Here is a 16,629-nt window from a genome sequence, read left to right as displayed (position 1 = left end):
GTCTCAGAGCTTGATTTTGGTTTCCGGCAGGCCGGCAATGTCGAGGTCAATATAGAACACGCCGCCCGCCACCTTTTCCGCTGCCAGTTGCTCGGCCGGCATGTTCTTGTTGGCGGTGGTGAGGAACAGGCGCTTCAGATCCTTGCCGCCAAAGGCGGGGCAGGTGACCTGGCTCACCGGCACTTCGACGATGCGGTCGATCGTGCCATCCGGCGCGTAGCGGATGACGCAGGAGCCGCCCCAGCGGGCGTTCCAGAGAAAGCCTTCGCTGTCCACCACGGCACCATCGGGATAACCGCGATGATCGGTGACGTCGGCAAAGAGTTCCCACTCGCCGGCGGGCAGGCCGGTTTCCGGATCGACGGCGCATTTGAGGATTTTCTGGTCCGGCGTGTCGGTCCAGTAGGCGGTGCGGCCGTCGGGCGAAAAGCAGGTCGCATTGGGAATGGCGGCGTTGGCGATGATCTTGGTCAGCTTCCCGGCGCGGTAGTGGTAGACGCCACCATCCTTGGGACCCTCGTCCTTGACCATGGTACCGATCCAGAACGCTCCAGATGGATGCACCCGGCTGTCATTGGTCCGGTTGGCCGGAACGTCGCGCTCGATATCGATCAGATGCTCGGTGTCGCCGCTTTTGAGGTCAAAGCGCTTGAGCCCGGTTTCGGTGGCGAGCGCCAGCGTCTCGTCATCGACAATGGCCGCCGCCGCGACGATCTCGTCGAAATGCCACTTGTTCTGGACTTCGCCTTCCGCCGTTGCCGCGAACAGCGTCTTGTTATTGATGTCGAACCAGAAGAGTTGCTGCCGTCCCGCATGCCAGAACGGGCCTTCGCCCAGGGCACACTGGCTGTCGACAAGGAGTTTTGCGGTTTCGGTCACTTGGAATTTCCCTTGTCATAGGCGGCAACGGCCAGCTTTGCGCGCTCGGCCACCTCGGCAACGCTCATGCCGGGCTTGAAAATATAGGTTCCGAGGCCGAAGCCGGTGCAGCCCACCGCGAAGAATTCGTGGAAATTGTCGGGACTGGCGCCGCCCACGGCATAAACGGGCAGGGCAGGCGGCAGCACCGCCTTCATCGCCTTGATGCCCTTCGAGCCCAGCACTTCCGCCGGGAAGAATTTGAGCCCCGTCGCGCCGGCACGGATCGCCGCAAAGGCATCGGTGGGCGAGAACACGCCGGGGTAAGACTTGAGGCCGAGCCGCAAGGTCTCGCCAATCACCTCGACATTGGTGTCGGGCGACACGATGAACGTGCCGCCGGCCCCGGCCACTGCCCGGACATCTTCGGGCGTGAGGACGGTGCCGGCGCCGATCTCGGCGCGATCGGACAGGGCCGCGGCTGCCCGGCCGATGCTGTCCACGGCATTGGGCGAATTGAGCGGCACTTCAATCAAGGTGATGCCGGCCTCGACCAGAGCGGTGCAGACCGGCACGGCTTCGTCGGGCGTGATGCCGCGCAGAATGGCGATGATATGGCGATGGGACACGGCTAAATCCTCAGGCAATCGAGGCGCGGGCGGCCTTCAAACCGGCCAGCACCACTTCGGTGGAATCGACGACGCGACCGGTTGCTCCGGCCATGCCCAGTACGCCGGCATACAATCCGCACAGCGTGGCCGAGCCGATCAGCGGCACCGGATCGGTGCCGATCTGGTTACGATTGGCGGCAATCTCCGTGCCGATCAGGAGGCCCGAAAGATAGCCCGCGCACCAGTCCGGCGGGCGCCCCGACAGCAGCGCGGATGCCCGGGCCCGGAACAGTTGACCGAGCAGCATGTCCGGGTGATCGAGGCCAGCTCGCGCGCCGGTCTGGAATCCATGCTCGCGCTCGGGTCCCTCCAGTGGTCCGTTGAGCGAATGGCGCAGCACCGAATGGGTCTTCAACAGCTCGAACATTTCGCCGGTCATGGCCGTCGAGAAGCGCGTAATGCGGGTGCCCTCGAGGTCTGCCCACTTCGAATGGGTGCCGGGCATGCAGACCAGGCCCGAATAGCCGGGGCTGATCGCCGCGAGGCCAAGGAGCTGGGTTTCCTCGCCCCGCATGACATTTTCGCCGCCCTCGCGCTGGCAGACCCCGGGCAGGATGGACACATTGAGCCTGGTGCCCTCGACCACGGGATGGACCGCGCCTCGGCCGAGTTCGGAGAGATCGGTGGGGGCTTCGAGATAGGGCGCTTCGAGCCAGCCCTGCCGCGCCCCGGCCATACCGCAGATGACCACGTCCAACGTATCGTCAGGCGGGGCCAGCTCATTGACTACGGCCTTGAGCGCCGCCGGGAACTGCTCGCGCGCCAGCTTGCCCATGCCTTGGTCGGACACGGCCGAGGCCACGACGGCGCCGCCGGCATCAATGCCCCAGGCGCGCAAGTTGGACGTGCCCCAATCCACCGCGATCCATGCAATCGTCTCAGTCAACTCGTCCTCGCTCCCGGTTCGGGCTGATTTGCGCGCGCGACCCTAAAGCCCCGCCTCGCCGCTGACCAGACCGATTCCCTTCCGGCCTCGAAATAGCGCAAGCACCCGTCAGGTACCCCGCCATGAGTAAGGCGCATCAGCCCGGGAGACAGATTTTCACCACACTGCCGGCGCAGCATTTGGAATTGTATGATTTTTTGCCGCACACCCATTCACAGCGCCTTCCGGCGTGATAGAACAGCGCAACCAAGGCCCTCACTTCCGCATACCTGGCGGATCAGCAAGGAACAGGCAAATGACTGCAAACAATGGCGGCTCCGGCGGCCGCAAGCTGCGCTCGCGCGCGTGGTTCGACAATCCGGACAACCCGGACATGACCGCGCTCTATCTCGAGCGCTACATGAATTTCGGCGTGTCGCGCGAGGAATTGCAGTCCGACAAGCCGATCATCGGCATTGCCCAGACCGGTTCCGATCTCAGCCCTTGCAACCGCCACCACATCGTCCTGGCCGAGCGCCTGCGCGAAGGCATCCGCGAAGCCGGCGGTATCGCCATAGAGTTTCCGGTGCATCCGATCCAGGAAACCGGCAAGCGCCCCACCGCCGGTCTCGACCGCAACCTCGCCTACCTCGGTCTCGTGGAAGTGCTCTACGGCTATCCGCTCGACGGCGTCGTCCTGACCATCGGCTGCGACAAGACCACTCCGGCCATGCTGATGGGCGCGGCCACCGTCAATATTCCTGCAATCGCCTTCTCCGTCGGCCCCATGCTCAATGGCTGGCACAAGGGCGAGCGCACCGGCTCGGGCACGATCGTCTGGAAGGCCCGGCAGATGCTGGCCGCCGGCGAGATCGACTACCCCAAATTCATCGAGCTGGTAGCCTCGTCTGCCCCTTCGACCGGCTATTGCAACACCATGGGCACGGCCTCGACCATGAATTCGCTGGCCGAGGCCCTCGGCATGCAGCTCCCCGGTTCGGCCGCCATTCCTGCGCCCTATCGCGACCGCCAGGAAATGGCCTGGCGCACCGGCAAGCGCGCCGTCGAAATGGTGCATGAGGATCTGAAGCCCTCGGACATCCTGACCAAGGAAAACTTCCTCAACGCCATCGTGGTCAATTCCGCCATCGGCGGCTCGACCAATGCGCCGATCCATATCAACGCCATCGCCAAGCATATCGGCGTCGACCTCAACATCGACGAATGGCAGCAGCACGGCCACAAGGTGCCGCTGCTGGTCAACCTGCAGCCGGCCGGCGAATATCTGGGCGAAGACTACTACCATGCCGGTGGCGTCCCGGCCGTGGTCAATGAACTGATGGCGCAGGGCCTAATCCACGAGAATGCCCCAACCGTCAACGGCAAGACCATTGGCGAGAACTGCCGCACCACCGTGATCGAGGACGACAAGGTCATCCGGCACTTCGACAACCCGCTCAAGGCCGAGGCCGGTTTCCTCGTGCTGCGCGGCAATCTGTTCGACAACGCCATCATGAAGACCTCGGTCATCAGCACCGAATTCAAGGATCGTTACCTGTCCGATCCGGCCCATCCGGGCATGTTCGAGGGCAAGGCCGTGGTGTTCGATGGTCCCGAGGACTATCACCATCGCATCGACGACCCATCGCTCGATATCGACGAGCACACGCTGCTGTTCATGCGCGGCGCCGGCCCGATCGGCTATCCGGGTGCCGCCGAAGTCGTCAACATGCGGCCGCCCGACTATCTCATCAAAAAGGGTGTCTCGGCGCTGGCCTGTATCGGCGACGGGCGTCAGTCCGGCACGTCGGGCTCTCCTTCGATCCTCAACGCCACTCCGGAAGCGGCAGCGGGCGGCAACCTTGCTATCCTCAAGACCGGCGACCGGGTCCGCATCGACCTCAACAAGGGCGAGGCCAATATCATGATTTCGGCCGAGGAAATCGCCACTCGCCGCGCGGCGCTCGAAGCGGAGGGCGGTTACAAGTTCCCCAAGCACCAGACCCCGTGGCAGGAAATCCAGCGCAGCCTCGTCGGCCAGCTCGGCGACGGCGCCATCCTCAAGCCCGCCGAAAAATATCAGCGCATCGCCCAGACCGAGGGCCTGCCGCGCGACAACCACTGATCGCGCAGTGAAAAATGAAGTGCCGCCGGATTTCTGCCGGCGGCGCTTTGCTTTGGACGATTACGTGCCTGCCGACAGGGGGCGCTTTAACCGGCGGGACGCGTAAAATTGTCCTCGAAGATTTCGACCATATCCTCGTAGCGCGGTTTGTCGCTTTGGGGGAAACTGATCTCGAAGGCGGAAAAGCTGTCATGCGTCAGTGAAAACAGCACCTTCGTGTAGAAGATCACTGGCTCGTCGATGCCTTCCGGCTTGTAATATCCCGATAGCACGAACCAGGAGTCTCCTCCCGCGCGGTAGGTGATGGTCCGGATCTGGTCGCCAGAGGATAGCCGTTCCTCCAGCATGTCGCGGCCCATATCCTGCGCCGGCCCGCCGTGGAAATTGATCTGGGCCTCGCCGTCGGCCGAGCGCAGCGTCACCCCCTGCGTCTCGGGAACGGCAATGGGCGCAAATTGCTCGGTGGGCAGCATGGCGGAAAACCCGAAGTCAGGGTCTCGGTAGGTCTGCCAGCCCTCGGTCTGGGCTAGGACCGGCTGCGCACTCAGCAGCGTTGCCACGGTCAGTGCTTGACACCACAGGCGCATGCGAACCTCCTTTGGTCATGTCGGCCCAATGCGTCCAGCCACGCTCCTGTTCCCCAAGGCCGGCTTCGACAAGCAGGCAATCACGACGATCCCTCCGGCTCCATCAGCGCCTTCTCCTCGTCCTCCAACTCTTCCCGGTCAGCCGCCAGCAACCCAAATCGCGCCGCGACATCGGGGGCATAGCGCAGGAGATCGGGCCGCAGCTTGATCAGGGCGAGGTCCTTGGCCTTGGCTTCGAGCATGACGTCGAAATCCAGCCCAACCGCAATGCGCATGAAGCTGATGAATTCGAACGGCTGCACGAAATCCGCGTGCCCGGTCCAGACTGGCGCCACGTTGACCGTCTCGGCTTTGCCGGTCCTGCGGTTCTTTCGCGCCAGTTGACGCATCTCGGTCCGGGGCGAGGAGAAGTGCACCTTTGGCCGGACCTCGCCTGGCCAGCTCGCCAGCATCGCCGCCAGCGCATCGCGCAGCCCCAGCCCTTCGGGATTGAAACACCAGAAATGCTGGTGATCGAATATCAGCCGCACGCCCGTTTCGCCATGAATATGAAGGACGTCGGCGCAGGAAAAACGCAGGTCGTCATTTTCCAGCACCAGCCGCCGGCGTACCGGTTCGGGCAGGGTGGGCCAGGTATCCACCCAGCGCTGCCGGGCTGCCAGCCTGTCGTCGTAGACGCCGCCGACATGCACGACCAGCACTGCCTCGGGGCCAAGCTCCATCAAGTCCAGCATTTCGGCCTGGCTCGTCAGGTCCCAGATGCTTTTGCGCACCAGGTCCGGGTCGGGCGAATTGAGGACAATGAACTGGCTCGGGTGAAACGAGAGCCTCAATCCGAGGTCGCGCGCCTTGCTGCCAAGATTGGCCAGCTCCGCCGCGCAGTCGCGCACCATGGAATGGAACTGCGGCATATCCGGATGGGTCGCATAGGGCGCGATATCCGAGGACATTCGGTACATGCGAATGTCGTGACGTTCGAGATAGTCGAAAATATCGGCGAGGTAGCCGAGCGACACGCGCAGATGCGGATTGGACTGGGCGCGCCGTGCATCATTGCTCTTGAGCGCCGGGTTGCCCAGGACCTTTACGGGAAATCCGAGCTTGAGCGGACCTGACGCCATGGCATTTTCCTCCATCAGAGGTGGAATGCCTCAACCAGAGGAGCGTTCCTGACCGTCCAATGCGGCGCGCCAGATGGTTCAATCTGCCTCGATCGTCACCCAGTGCCCGCGCGGATCGCATTGCAGCAGCATGTCGTCGCTGTTGCGAATGCCGACCACCGCGCCCACGGACGAAAACTCGCCCTCCAGCACGCAGCCAGCCACGGCAACGTTGCTGCCAGCGATGCGCCAGCCGGTCCCCGCCTCGCAAACAGCGACATCGTCGCCGACACTGACGCTCATGCCGGCCGAGAACACCACGTCGCCCACCCAGCAGCGCGTCTCGCGCAACGAGGCTTCCTGCGCGACAGTCGGAGAGGCCAGCATCAGCAGCAACCCAAATCCGAAACCTGCCGCGCAGCGCATCAGTATTTCCTCAAAAGGCCGACGAGGCGCCCCTGCACCTTCACCCGGTCAGGCGGGAAGATGCGGGTTTCATAGGCGGGGTTGGCCGCTTCCAGGGCCACGGTGTCGCCCTTGCGGCGGAGGCGCTTGAGGGTCGCTTCCTCGTCATCGACCAGGGCGACGATGATCTCGCCGGTAGAGGCGTGCTCCTGTTTCTTGATGAGCACGGTATCGCCGTCGAAAATGCCGGCATCGATCATCGAATCGCCTCGCACTTCGAGGGCGTAATGCTCGCCTGCGCCCAGCATTTCGGGCGGCACGGCAATGGTGTGGGAATGGGTCTGGATGGCCTCGATGGGCGTACCCGCGGCGATCCGGCCCATGACCGGAATCGAAACCGGCCGCGCATAGTCGTCACCGACGCTGCCACCACGGGCAGGGGGACTGGCCACCTTACCCAGATTGCCCTCGATCACCGCCGGTTCGAACTTCGCCTTGCGGCCACCCAGAGAGGGGTTCATCGAATCGGGAAGCTTGACCACTTCCAGAGCTCGCGCCCGGTTGGGCAGGCGGCGGATGAAGCCGCGCTCCTCGAGCGCCGTGATCAGCCGGTGAATGCCGGATTTTGACGCGAGATCGAGCGCATCCTTCATTTCGTCGAAGCTGGGGGGAATGCCGCTCTCCTTCATCCGCTCGTGGATGAACATCAGCAGCTCGTGTTGTTTGCGTGTCAGCATCGGCCCCTCGGTCCAGAATCGGAACATAGACGGAACGACCATACATGTTCCAGTTATGTTCCGCAATGCCCGGGGAAACGGCTAGAAGGCGTCGATCGGCAGGGCCTCGACCAGCGCCCCGGCGGCCTGTCCGGGATCATGTTCGGGCTGGACGATCAGCAGGCCCGCCGCTGCCAGCGAAGAGGTGTGGCCGCTGTCGGTCTGGCTGATCGGCTCGGCCATCGGTCCGGTTTCCGAGTGGATCAGCCGCGCGCGCATGAAATGCCGTCGGGCGGTGTTGAGCGGCGTTGGCGCCGCGAGCGGGAGGCGCCAGTGCGCCGGCTCGCCATGACCCAGAAATGCCCGCAGCGCCGGCTTGATGAAGACCAAAGCCGTGACCATGGCCGAGACCGGATTGCCGGGCAGGCCGAAGACCAGGGTCTTGCCACGCGTGCCGAACATCAGCGGCTTGCCCGGGCGCATGTTGATGCGCCAGAAGTCGAGTTTGACCCCGAGGGTCGTAAGGACGTCCTGCACCAGATCGTGTTCGCCGACTGAAGCGCCGCCGGTGGTGATGAGCACATCCGGTTCCGCATCCAAGGCGGCAGCCAGGCGGTCGTGCAGCAGGCCGGCATCGTCGGCGATGATGCCATGATCGGCAATGGCCTCGGCATAGGGGGCGAGCATGGCGCCGAGCCCGAAACTGTTGGAAGCGACGATCTGGTCCGGCCCCAGGGAACTGCCGGGCAGCACCAGTTCATCCCCGGTCGCGACCAGCGCGACGCGCGGACGCCGCGCCACCGCCAGCCGGTCGGCATTGGCGGCGGCAGCCACGGCGATCTGCATGGGTGTTAGCCGTGTGCCGGCGGCAAGGAGCACCTGGCCGACGGCAAAATCGTTGCCCCTGGGCCGAACGCTGTGACCGAGCCGGGCAGGGGCCGTAAAGCGCACGCGCTCGCCCTCGCGCACCGCTTCTTCCTGCATGATGACCGTATCGGCGCCATCAGGCACCGGCGCGCCGGTAAAGATGCGCACGGCCTGCCCGGGCCCCAGCGCGCCGGTAAAACCGGCACCCGCCTGCGACGTGCCGATCAACTCCAGCCAGGTGCCGTCAGCCACATCCTCGGCCCGCATGGCATAGCCATCCATGGCGCTGGCGTCGAAGGGCGGCTGGTCATGCCGCGCCACGATGGGCGCCGCCAGCACGCGCCCGACGGCGTCTGCCAGGGGCACGGTTTCGGTAGAAACGGGCGAGACGTGTGAGAGAATGGCCCTGAGGGCGTCGTCGACGGGAAGGAGGCTCATGCGCGGACAAAGTCGCCGGACTTGCCGCCCGACTTTTCCACGAGGCAGATATCGGAGATGACCATGGCGCGATCGATCGCCTTGGCCATGTCATAGAGAGTCAGCGCCGTCGTCGACGCGGCAACCAGCGCTTCCATTTCCACCCCCGTCTGCCCGGTGGTTTCGGCCGTCGCGAGGATGAGGATGGAAGAGGGGCCATCGCCCTCGATGTCGACGCTCACCTTGGTCAGCGGGATCGGGTGGCAGAGTGGGATCAGGTCCGATGTCTTCTTGGCGGCCATGATGCCGGCCACGCGCGCCACTGCAAGGGCATCGCCCTTCTTGAGGCCGCCGCCCACAATAGTGGCGATGGTCTCGGCCTGGCCGGAAATCCGCGCCTGTGCCACCGCCCGGCGACGGGTAACGGCCTTGTCACCGATATCGACGATATGGGCCTCGCCCTTCTCGTTGAGATGGGTGAGGCCGCCAGCCATCAGCGCACGGCCTCCGGCGCACCCATCAACAGGGTGCGCGTGGCGGCGACGACATCGTCCTGCCGCATCAGGCTCTCGCCGACCAGGAAAGTGCCGACATTGCAGCGCTCCTCTAGCATCCTGACCTGCTCGTGGGTAACGATGCCGCTCTCACTCACCAGCACCACGCCATCGGGCACGCCGGCCGCGAGGTTGATCGTGGTGTCGAGCGTCGTTTCGAAGGTGCGCAGGTTGCGATTGTTGACGCCGATGAACCTGGTATCCAGGGCCAGCGCGCGGTCCAGCTCGAGCTGGTCATGCACTTCCACCAGCGCATCCATGCCCCATTCCTCGGCGGCATCGAGCAGGTAACGGGCCACGTCGTCGCCCACGGCCGCCATGATGATGAGAATGCAGTCCGCGCCCCAGGAGCGGGCTTCCGCCACCTGATAGGTCTCGAACAGGAAGTCCTTGCGCAGAACCGGCAGCCGCGTCGCAGCGCGCGCCTCGATGAGATAGCTCGGCGACCCCTGGAAGCTGGGGCGGTCGGTCAGCACGGAGAGGCAGGCGGCGCCGGCCGTTTCATAGGCGCGGGCAATCTCGGCCGGATTGAAGTCGGGCCGGATGAGGCCCTTGGACGGACTGGCCTTCTTGACTTCGGCGATCAGCGCATAGTCGCCGCGAGCCCGCTTGTCCTTGATTGCCCGGAGGAAGCCGCGGGGCGCCGGCTGATCATGCGCCTCGGCCACCACTTCCGCCCATGGGCGCATGGCCTTGGCCGCTGCGATCTCCTCGCGCTTATAGGCTTCGATCTGCTTGAGAATATCGCTCATTGCGCTCGTCCGTTCGATGCCGCCACGAGGCGGGCGAGTGTATCCCTGGGTTTGCCGCCATCGATGGCGGCGGCGGCCATGGCCGCACCCTCCTGCAAATCCGTCACCTTGTCGGCGACAATGAGGGCTGCGGCGGCATTGAGCAACACGATGTCGCGATAGGCGCCGGGAGCACCGTCGAAAAGATTGTGGATCGCCTGGGCATTCTCCTCGGGCGTGCCGCCCAGAATGTCCTTGAGCTCGTGCTGCCTGAGCCCGGCCTGCTCGGGCCAGACTTCGAAACTGCGGAGGTCGCCGCCGGCGATCTGGGCGACGAAACTCTTGCCGGTGACGGTGAGTTCGTCGAGCCCGTCGCAACCATGCACGACCCAGGCCTTCACCGCCCGGTTCGCCTGCAGCGCCTGCGCCACCGGCTCGACCCATTCCTCCGCGAAAACGCCCAGGAGGTAGCGCTGCACGCTTGCCGGGTTGGATTGGGGGCCAAGGAGGTTGAACATGGTCCGCACGCCCATTTCGGCGCGGGTCGGGCCAACATATTTCATCGCCGGGTGATGCGAAGGCGCGAACATGAAGCCGATGCCGGCGTCGCGGATGGTGCTGCCGATCTGGTCCGGCGACAGGTCCAGTTTGACGCCGAGCGCTTCGAGCGCCTGCGACGAGCCCGACTTCGACGACAGGGCGCGGTTGCCGTGCTTGGCCACCGGCACGCCCATCGACGCGACGACGATTGCAGCGGCCGTCGAGATGTTGAGCGTGCCATGCCCGTCCCCGCCCGTGCCGACGATGTCGATGGCGTCGGCAGGAGCCTCGACCGGCACCATCATCTCGCGCAGAATCGACACTGCCGCGGCGATTTCGCCCGCCGTTTCGCCCTTGAGGCGCATGCCCATGAGAAAGGCGCCGATCTGGCTGGGCGTGGCCTCGCCGGCCATGATCTGCCGCATCACGCCACGCATTTCCTCGCCCGTCAGGTCACGGCGCGAGGCGATCTTGTTGAGGGCTGCCTTGATATCCATCACGCCGCCTTCCTGCCGTTGAAGTCGCGGGCGATGTTGAGGAAGTTCTGCAGCAGGGCGTGCCCGTTCTCGGAGGCGATGCTTTCGGGGTGAAACTGCACGCCATGGATCGGCAGGATCTTGTGCTGCATGCCCATGATCAGCCCGTCGTCGGTCGTCGCGGTCACTTCCAGCGCCTCGGGCAGCGTGTCGGCCTTGACGATCAGCGAGTGGTAACGCGTCGCCTCGAACCCGGCATTGAGGCCGCGGAAAATTCCCTTGGCGGTGTGGTTGATCTTGCTGGTCTTGCCATGGAACAGGCTCGGGGCCCGCACGACATCGCCACCCAGCGCCTGGCCCATGGCCTGGTGGCCGAGGCACACGCCCAGCATCGGGGTCGTAGTCTTGAACCGGTCGATTACCGCCAGGCAGATGCCCGCCTCGTTGGGCGTGCAGGGGCCGGGCGAGAGCACGATGGCATCCGGCGCCATGGCGGCGATCTCTTCGAGCGTAATCTTGTCGTTACGCTTCACAGTGATGTCGGCGCCCAGTTCTCCCAGGAAATGGACGAGGTTGTAGGTAAAGCTGTCGTAGTTATCGATGACGAGGGTCTTGGTCATTTGAGGCCTATGTTCTGAGCACGGTGTCATTCTCGCGAAAGCGAGAACCTCTGTTTCAGAGCTGACCCCGCCATCGAAAAACGGAGGTCCCCGCTTTCGCGGGGATGACGACACGATGCGTGTTGGAACGTTCCATCACTGCCCCACTCCCGCTTCACCGGCATAGCGTAGCGCTTCCTCGGCAGCGCTGAAAAGGGCGCGGGCCTTGTTCTCACATTCGAGCTGTTCGAGTTCGGGTCTGCTGTCCGCCACGATGCCGGCGCCGGACTGCACATAGAGCTTGCCGTCCTTGACGATGCCGGTGCGCAGCACGATGCAGGTATCCATCGTCCCGTCGGCACCGAAATAGCCCACGCAGCCGCCATAGATGCCGCGCCGCGACTTCTCCAGCTCGTCGATGATCTCCATGGCCCGCACTTTTGGCGCACCCGAAACGGTGCCCGCCGGGAAGCCGGCCGAGAGCGCGTCGACGAAGTCATATTGTGGGTCGAGCACGCCGACGACATTGGAGACGATGTGCATGACGTGGGAATAGTATTCGAGGAAGAATTTGTCGGTCACCTTGACGGTACCGGTCTTGGCCACCCGGCCCACATCGTTGCGACCGAGGTCGAGCAGCATCAGGTGCTCGGAGAGCTCCTTGGGGTCGCTCAGCAACTCGTCCGCCAGTTCCTTGTCCCGCGCCGGGGTGGAGCCGCGTTTGCGGGTCCCGGCGATCGGACGGATGGTGACGTCGCCATTCTGCACCCGTACCAGGATTTCCGGGCTCGAACCGGCAACCGCGAAGCTGCCGAAATCGAAGAAATACATATAGGGGCTGGGATTGGTGCGCCGCAGTGCCCGATAAAGCGCGGTGGGCGGCAGCGTAAAGTCGGCGGAAAAGCGCTGGCTCAGCACCACCTGGAAAATGTCGCCGGCGGTGATGTAGTCCTTGGCCCGCGCGACCATCCCGAAATATTCGTCCTTCGAGGTGTTGCTGGTCACCGCGATGGATTCGAGATCGGGCAGGGCAGGGGTTGCCGGCGTTGCCCGGGTCAGCCGGGCGATGGCGTCGTTGATCCTGTCCTCGGCGGCAGCGAGTGCCTGGGCAGCCGAGACGCCCTCACGCACATAGGCCGGAGCCGTCAGGTAGAGCTCGTCCTTGACCGTATCGAAAATGGCCAGCAGCGAGGGACGCATCAGCACCGCCTCGGGCGTCTGCAGGTCGTCCGGATTGCTGTTGGGCAGCACTTCCATGTAGCGGACCATCTCATAGCCGAGATAGCCATAGATGCCTGCCGACTGCGGCGGCAGTCCCTCGGGCATCTCGATCTGACTTTCCGCCACCAGCTTGCGCAGGGCATCGAGCGGCTTGTCGTCGAGCGGCTCGAAGGCGTCGGGCGCAGTCTGGGCGGAGCGGTTGATCGAGGCCCTGCCATCCTCGACCTTGAGAATGAGGTCGGGCAGGAGGCCGATCATCGAATAGCGGCCGCGCGTGGTCCCGTCCTGCACGCTTTCGAGCAGGAAACTATGAGTGCGGCCCGCGGCCAGCTTGAGATAGGTCCCGACTGGGGTTTCCAGGTCCGCCACGATGCGACGCCAGACGAGTCCAGACTTTCCGGCGTCGTATTGCGCGGCAAAGGTCTTGGAGTAGTCGTCGCCCATTTTGGTCTGGTTCCGTTGGGTTGTTGCGCCGTTACTGGCCGTAATTGTTGACCAGCAGTTGCGTCAGCGCCTGCTGGTTGATCCGCAGCCCGGCATCCTCGCGGATGGCAGCCACGACTTCGCTCTGCGTCCCGGCCTTGTATTCCTCGGTGATGCTGTCGAGCACTGCCTGGTCGAGCGGCGTGCCTTCGGCGACGTCCACCACCTGGAACACCACGACTTCACCGGCCTCGTTGACCGAGGAGCCCGCATGGTCGGGGCCGCCGGCGAAAGCCGCTGCAGCCAGGGTGCTGTCGATGATCCCGTCTTCCGAGCCGAAGCGCGTGAAGGGCGAGCTCAACTGCGGGAAGGCATTGAGCTCAAATCCGACATCGGCGAGAGCTTCGCCATTTTCGAGCCGGGTAACGATCTCCGTGGCCTTGGCGAGCAGGGCATTGTTCGCGCGCTCTTCGGCAATCGCCGCCTCGACTTCAGCGCGGACCTCGTCCAGCGTCTGGTCGCGTGCGGGCGCCACCTCGCCCAGGTCGAACCACACATGGGCATTGCCGGAAAGCGGCACGGCCGGGATCAGGCGATCCGGATTGGCGGCAAAGACGGCCTGCGCAACGCGCGAATACTCTTCCGGAGAAAGGTTCGGCATGGCTGCGAGCTCGCTACCGCCTGCGGTGATGTCGAGTTCATAGACCGGCAGACCGAAACGGTCGGCAATCTGCTCGATGGGCTGGAAGGCAGCGCGCAGTTCCTCGATCTGGTCGAGCACGTCGTTGATCTCGCCACGCGCCTGCGCCTGGGACAGCCGGTTGGCAATCTGCTCGCGCGCTTCCTCGAGGGTCGGCTCGCCGGCCGGTTCGATGGCCGCGACATGCACGGCGCGCTGCCCGCCGATCCCTTCCAGGATGGCAAAGCCGTTCTCGGGCAGGCCGAAGGCCGCCGACGCCAGCGCCTGGTCGGTAATCTCGGACTGGGCGAGCGTGCCGATGGACGAGGGCGTAAGGCCTGCTTGGGTGGCAAGCGTGGCAAAATCGGTGCCTGCGGCGAGGCCGGCCTCGAACTGGGCGACGAGTTCAGGGGTTGTCAGCGTCACCTGTTCAAGCGTGCGGCGCTCCGGCGTCGTCAGGTTTGCCCTGGTCGCTTCGTATTCGGCGGCGATCTCTTCGTCGGAAATGGTCTTGGTAGCGGCCAGCGACGCCAGCGACAGGTCGATGAGCTTAGCCGTGCGCGTTTCCACGGTGCGGAACTCGGCCTGGTGCTCGGCAAGGTAAGCCGCCAGTTCTTCTTCGGTCGGCGCGGCCGGCGCCTCGATGCTGGTCTCGCTCAGCGTGATGAAGTCGATGGTGCGGGTCGCACTGGCATAGTCGCTGATGAGGTCGGACGCGACGGCGGGCATTTCGGCGCCGGCAAACAGCGTCGAAATCAACTGCTCGCGGCGGGCCTCGTCGCCCCGCGCCTCGAAATACTCGGCCTCGGTCCAGCCCGCGGCCTGCAGCACCTGGCTGAAGCGCGACGCATCGAAATTGCCCAGCGTACCGCCAAAGGACGGATCCTCGCGGGTCAACTGGCCAAGCTTGGCGTCAGATACGCCGAGGCCGAAATCATTGGCCAGCATGTCGAGCGAGGCGCCTTCCGAAAGGCCGAGCAGCACGGCCGTCGGCAGGCCCATGGCTTCCGCCTGGCTGGCGGTCGGCACAGAACCCATCTGCTGGGACACCGCATTGGCCTGGGCCTGATAGGCGCGAAGGAATTCGCGGGAGTTGATTTCCTCGTCCCCGACCCGCGCCACCGTATTGCTGCCGAGGTCGACGATCACATTGTTGATGCCGAAGCCGGCGACACCCACGAGCAGGAACGCCCCCATGATCTTCCCCGGCCAGGATTTTGCAAAACTACGCAAACCATCGAGCATCTGAAGCGTTCCAGTTTCGGGTCCAACCCTTTACCGCGACGGCAAGGGCGGACTAGTAAGACAAATACGACAGCCGGGGTTAGGGCAAAGCCCTCTCCGGCGCAAGAGGCAGGAGTAGCTAGATTGACGACCATCTCACCGCTGATCGCAGGAAACTGGAAGATGAACGGGCTCACCCACTCGCTGGATGAGCTGAGTGAGCTGGCGCGTCTCTTGACGACGGGCGAGGCGCCTCGCGCGCTCGTCGTAGTCTGCCCGCCCGCCACCCTGCTTGCCGCCGTGGCCGCCCAGGGCGCCTCGAGCGGCATCATTGCCGGCGGGCAGGATTGCCATGCCCAGGCCTCCGGCGCCCATACCGGCGACATCTCCGCCGGCATGCTGGCCGATGCCGGTGCCCAATATGTGATTGTCGGCCATTCCGAACGTCGCTCCGATCATGGCGAAAGCAGCGACACCGTGCGCGCCAAGGCCGAAGCCGCCATCGGTGCCGGCCTCAAGCCGATCATCTGCGTCGGCGAAACCGAGGCGCAGCGCGATGCGGGTGACGCCGAAGCCATCGTGGCGACGCAGCTCGCCGCATCGATCCCCGACGCCGCGAGCCTGCATGAAGTCATCGTCGCCTATGAGCCGGTCTGGGCCATCGGCACCGGCCGCACCCCGACGCTCGACGAAATCCGCGACATGCACAATGCCATTCGGTCTCGCCTTGTCAGCCGCTTCGGCGACGACAAGGGCGCGTCCATCCGCATTCTCTATGGTGGGTCGCTGAAGCCGCAGAATGCCCGCGAAATCCTCAACGTGGAAAACGTCAATGGCGGCCTGGTCGGCGGGGCAAGCCTCTTGGCAAAGGACTTCTATACGATTATCTCCGCCGTCTAGGACCGGCCGGTGATGCTCCCCTGTGGCGAAAAAGCGCCACAGGCGACTTTCATTTGCCGGTTGAGGGGTGTATGACCCCGCATCCTTTCCAAACCGGGCGAGGCCTTTTGGCACGCCCGGACTGACGCGAAGACAAGAGATTCATGGCCAACGTATTGCTCGTCGCCTATCTGCTGATCGTGCTGGCGCTGATTGTCGTCATCCTGCTTCAGCGCTCCGAAGGGGGTGCCCTGGGCATTGGCGGCGGTGGTGGCGGCGGCCTGATGACGGCCCGCGGCTCGGCCAATCTGCTGACGCGCACCACGGCCATCCTGGCGACGCTGTTCTTCGCCCTGGCTATCGGCCTCACCATTCTCAACGAACTCGATCGCGGCACGAGCAGCATTCTCGACAGCGCTACCTCCGTTGAGGACGGCGCCGCGCCGACCACGGTTCTGGATGCGCTCAACGCCCTCGGCGGCAATGAGACTTCGGACCTGCCGCTGCCGGTTCCGCCGGCCAACGAGACTGCTCCGGCTCCGGCCGCCACGGACCTTCCGGTCCCGGCCAACGAGACGGCTCCCGCCACCGGCACCGATGCCGGGGCGACGCCGGCCCCAGTGCCCGCGGCGCCTACGGGCAACTGATCCGCCGCAAGGCGAATGCGAAAAGGGGATGGCGACATCCCCTTC

At 64.6% G+C, this 16,629-nt stretch carries 17 protein-coding genes; 3 read left to right on the top strand and 14 right to left on the bottom strand.

Annotated elements, in window-relative coordinates; translation table 11 throughout:
- Positions 1-3: 3 nt before the first annotated feature.
- The 3 genes from JEQ47_RS06760 to JEQ47_RS06750 are packed head-to-tail and all read right to left on the bottom strand — an operon-like array spanning position 4 to position 2,415.
- Entirely contained in the window at positions 4-879 is an 876-nt protein-coding gene (locus tag JEQ47_RS06760; RefSeq protein WP_198875583.1) for an SMP-30/gluconolactonase/LRE family protein, read from the bottom strand.
- The gene (locus tag JEQ47_RS06755) at positions 876-1,487 is read right to left on the bottom strand and encodes a 2-dehydro-3-deoxy-6-phosphogalactonate aldolase (protein ID WP_328768383.1); all 612 of its coding nucleotides are present in this window, start codon (positions 1,485-1,487) and stop codon (positions 876-878) included. Before JEQ47_RS06755 ends, JEQ47_RS06760 begins: the two co-directional genes overlap by 4 nt.
- Before the next feature lie 10 nt (positions 1,488-1,497).
- A complete protein-coding gene (locus tag JEQ47_RS06750; protein WP_198875581.1) occupies positions 1,498-2,415 on the bottom strand; it encodes a 2-dehydro-3-deoxygalactonokinase in 918 nt (305 codons plus the stop codon).
- Positions 2,416-2,710: 295 nt separating this feature from the next.
- On the opposite strand from JEQ47_RS06750, the gene JEQ47_RS06745 reads away from it, so the two are divergent.
- Positions 2,711-4,519, top strand: a complete 1,809-nt coding sequence (locus JEQ47_RS06745) for an IlvD/Edd family dehydratase (protein ID WP_198875580.1) — start codon at positions 2,711-2,713, stop codon at positions 4,517-4,519.
- An 86-nt stretch (positions 4,520-4,605) separates the two neighbouring features.
- On the opposite strand, the gene JEQ47_RS06740 is transcribed toward JEQ47_RS06745, so the two are convergent.
- The 11 genes from JEQ47_RS06740 to JEQ47_RS06690 all read right to left on the bottom strand — a co-directional run bounded on the left by JEQ47_RS06740 (position 4,606) and on the right by JEQ47_RS06690 (position 15,079).
- A complete protein-coding gene (locus tag JEQ47_RS06740; protein ID WP_198875579.1) occupies positions 4,606-5,106 on the bottom strand; it encodes a hypothetical protein in 501 nt (166 codons plus the stop codon).
- Between the two features lie 80 nt (positions 5,107-5,186).
- On the bottom strand, positions 5,187-6,227 hold the full coding sequence (uvsE, locus tag JEQ47_RS06735; RefSeq protein ID WP_198875578.1) for a UV DNA damage repair endonuclease UvsE: 1,041 nt from the start codon (positions 6,225-6,227) through the stop codon (positions 5,187-5,189).
- A 78-nt stretch (positions 6,228-6,305) separates the two neighbouring features.
- The gene (locus JEQ47_RS06730; protein ID WP_198875577.1) at positions 6,306-6,632 is read right to left on the bottom strand and encodes a hypothetical protein; all 327 of its coding nucleotides are present in this window, start codon (positions 6,630-6,632) and stop codon (positions 6,306-6,308) included.
- Positions 6,632-7,348, bottom strand: a complete 717-nt coding sequence (gene lexA, locus JEQ47_RS06725) for a transcriptional repressor LexA (RefSeq protein ID WP_198875576.1) — start codon at positions 7,346-7,348, stop codon at positions 6,632-6,634. The genes JEQ47_RS06730 and lexA overlap by 1 nt, the downstream gene beginning before the upstream one ends.
- Before the next feature lie 81 nt (positions 7,349-7,429).
- On the bottom strand, positions 7,430-8,632 hold the full coding sequence (locus tag JEQ47_RS06720; RefSeq protein WP_198875575.1) for a molybdopterin molybdotransferase MoeA: 1,203 nt from the start codon (positions 8,630-8,632) through the stop codon (positions 7,430-7,432).
- Positions 8,629-9,105 carry a cyclic pyranopterin monophosphate synthase MoaC gene (gene moaC, locus JEQ47_RS06715; RefSeq protein WP_198875574.1) on the bottom strand — a complete coding sequence of 159 codons (477 nt, stop codon included), beginning with the start codon at positions 9,103-9,105 and terminating at the stop codon, positions 8,629-8,631. The genes JEQ47_RS06720 and moaC overlap by 4 nt, the downstream gene beginning before the upstream one ends.
- Positions 9,105-9,917: an indole-3-glycerol phosphate synthase TrpC gene (trpC, locus tag JEQ47_RS06710; protein WP_198875573.1), complete on the bottom strand. Its 813-nt coding sequence runs from the start codon at positions 9,915-9,917 to the stop codon at positions 9,105-9,107. The genes moaC and trpC overlap by 1 nt, the downstream gene beginning before the upstream one ends.
- Positions 9,914-10,936: an anthranilate phosphoribosyltransferase gene (gene trpD, locus JEQ47_RS06705; RefSeq protein WP_198875572.1), complete on the bottom strand. Its 1,023-nt coding sequence runs from the start codon at positions 10,934-10,936 to the stop codon at positions 9,914-9,916. The genes trpC and trpD overlap by 4 nt, the downstream gene beginning before the upstream one ends.
- A complete protein-coding gene (locus JEQ47_RS06700) occupies positions 10,933-11,532 on the bottom strand; it encodes an anthranilate synthase component II (protein ID WP_198875571.1) in 600 nt (199 codons plus the stop codon). The genes trpD and JEQ47_RS06700 overlap by 4 nt, the downstream gene beginning before the upstream one ends.
- A 135-nt stretch (positions 11,533-11,667) precedes the next feature.
- Positions 11,668-13,176, bottom strand: a complete 1,509-nt coding sequence (gene trpE, locus JEQ47_RS06695; RefSeq protein ID WP_198875570.1) for an anthranilate synthase component I — start codon at positions 13,174-13,176, stop codon at positions 11,668-11,670.
- Positions 13,177-13,207: 31 nt separating this feature from the next.
- On the bottom strand, positions 13,208-15,079 hold the full coding sequence (locus JEQ47_RS06690) for a peptidylprolyl isomerase (RefSeq protein WP_198875569.1): 1,872 nt from the start codon (positions 15,077-15,079) through the stop codon (positions 13,208-13,210).
- A 123-nt stretch (positions 15,080-15,202) separates the two neighbouring features.
- On the opposite strand from JEQ47_RS06690, the gene tpiA reads away from it, so the two are divergent.
- Positions 15,203-15,958, top strand: a complete 756-nt coding sequence (tpiA, locus tag JEQ47_RS06685) for a triose-phosphate isomerase (protein WP_268905703.1) — start codon at positions 15,203-15,205, stop codon at positions 15,956-15,958.
- A gap of 143 nt (positions 15,959-16,101) precedes the next feature.
- On the top strand, positions 16,102-16,584 hold the full coding sequence (secG, locus tag JEQ47_RS06680) for a preprotein translocase subunit SecG (RefSeq protein WP_198875568.1): 483 nt from the start codon (positions 16,102-16,104) through the stop codon (positions 16,582-16,584).
- The last annotated feature ends 45 nt before the right edge of the window (positions 16,585-16,629 follow it).

It is taken from the genome of Devosia sediminis, from assembly GCF_016411825.1.
Classification (GTDB): domain Bacteria; phylum Pseudomonadota; class Alphaproteobacteria; order Rhizobiales; family Devosiaceae; genus Devosia; species Devosia sediminis.
The sequence above is the reverse complement of the archived record's forward strand: the minus strand, read 5'-3'. Positions and strand labels throughout refer to the sequence as shown.

Coding starts and splice junctions, on each gene's coding strand:
- JEQ47_RS06745 (WP_198875580.1), top strand. CDS start 2,711: ATGACTGCAAACAATGGCGGCTCCGGCGGCCGCAAGCTGCGCTCGCGC.
- JEQ47_RS06740 (WP_198875579.1), bottom strand. CDS start 5,106: ATGCGCCTGTGGTGTCAAGCACTGACCGTGGCAACGCTGCTGAGTGCG.
- uvsE (WP_198875578.1), bottom strand. CDS start 6,227: ATGGCGTCAGGTCCGCTCAAGCTCGGATTTCCCGTAAAGGTCCTGGGC.
- JEQ47_RS06730 (WP_198875577.1), bottom strand. CDS start 6,632: ATGCGCTGCGCGGCAGGTTTCGGATTTGGGTTGCTGCTGATGCTGGCC.
- lexA (WP_198875576.1), bottom strand. CDS start 7,348: ATGCTGACACGCAAACAACACGAGCTGCTGATGTTCATCCACGAGCGG.
- JEQ47_RS06720 (WP_198875575.1), bottom strand. CDS start 8,632: ATGAGCCTCCTTCCCGTCGACGACGCCCTCAGGGCCATTCTCTCACAC.
- moaC (WP_198875574.1), bottom strand. CDS start 9,105: ATGGCTGGCGGCCTCACCCATCTCAACGAGAAGGGCGAGGCCCATATC.
- trpC (WP_198875573.1), bottom strand. CDS start 9,917: ATGAGCGATATTCTCAAGCAGATCGAAGCCTATAAGCGCGAGGAGATC.
- JEQ47_RS06700 (WP_198875571.1), bottom strand. CDS start 11,532: ATGACCAAGACCCTCGTCATCGATAACTACGACAGCTTTACCTACAAC.
- trpE (WP_198875570.1), bottom strand. CDS start 13,176: ATGGGCGACGACTACTCCAAGACCTTTGCCGCGCAATACGACGCCGGA.
- JEQ47_RS06690 (WP_198875569.1), bottom strand. CDS start 15,079: ATGCTCGATGGTTTGCGTAGTTTTGCAAAATCCTGGCCGGGGAAGATC.
- secG (WP_198875568.1), top strand. CDS start 16,102: ATGGCCAACGTATTGCTCGTCGCCTATCTGCTGATCGTGCTGGCGCTG.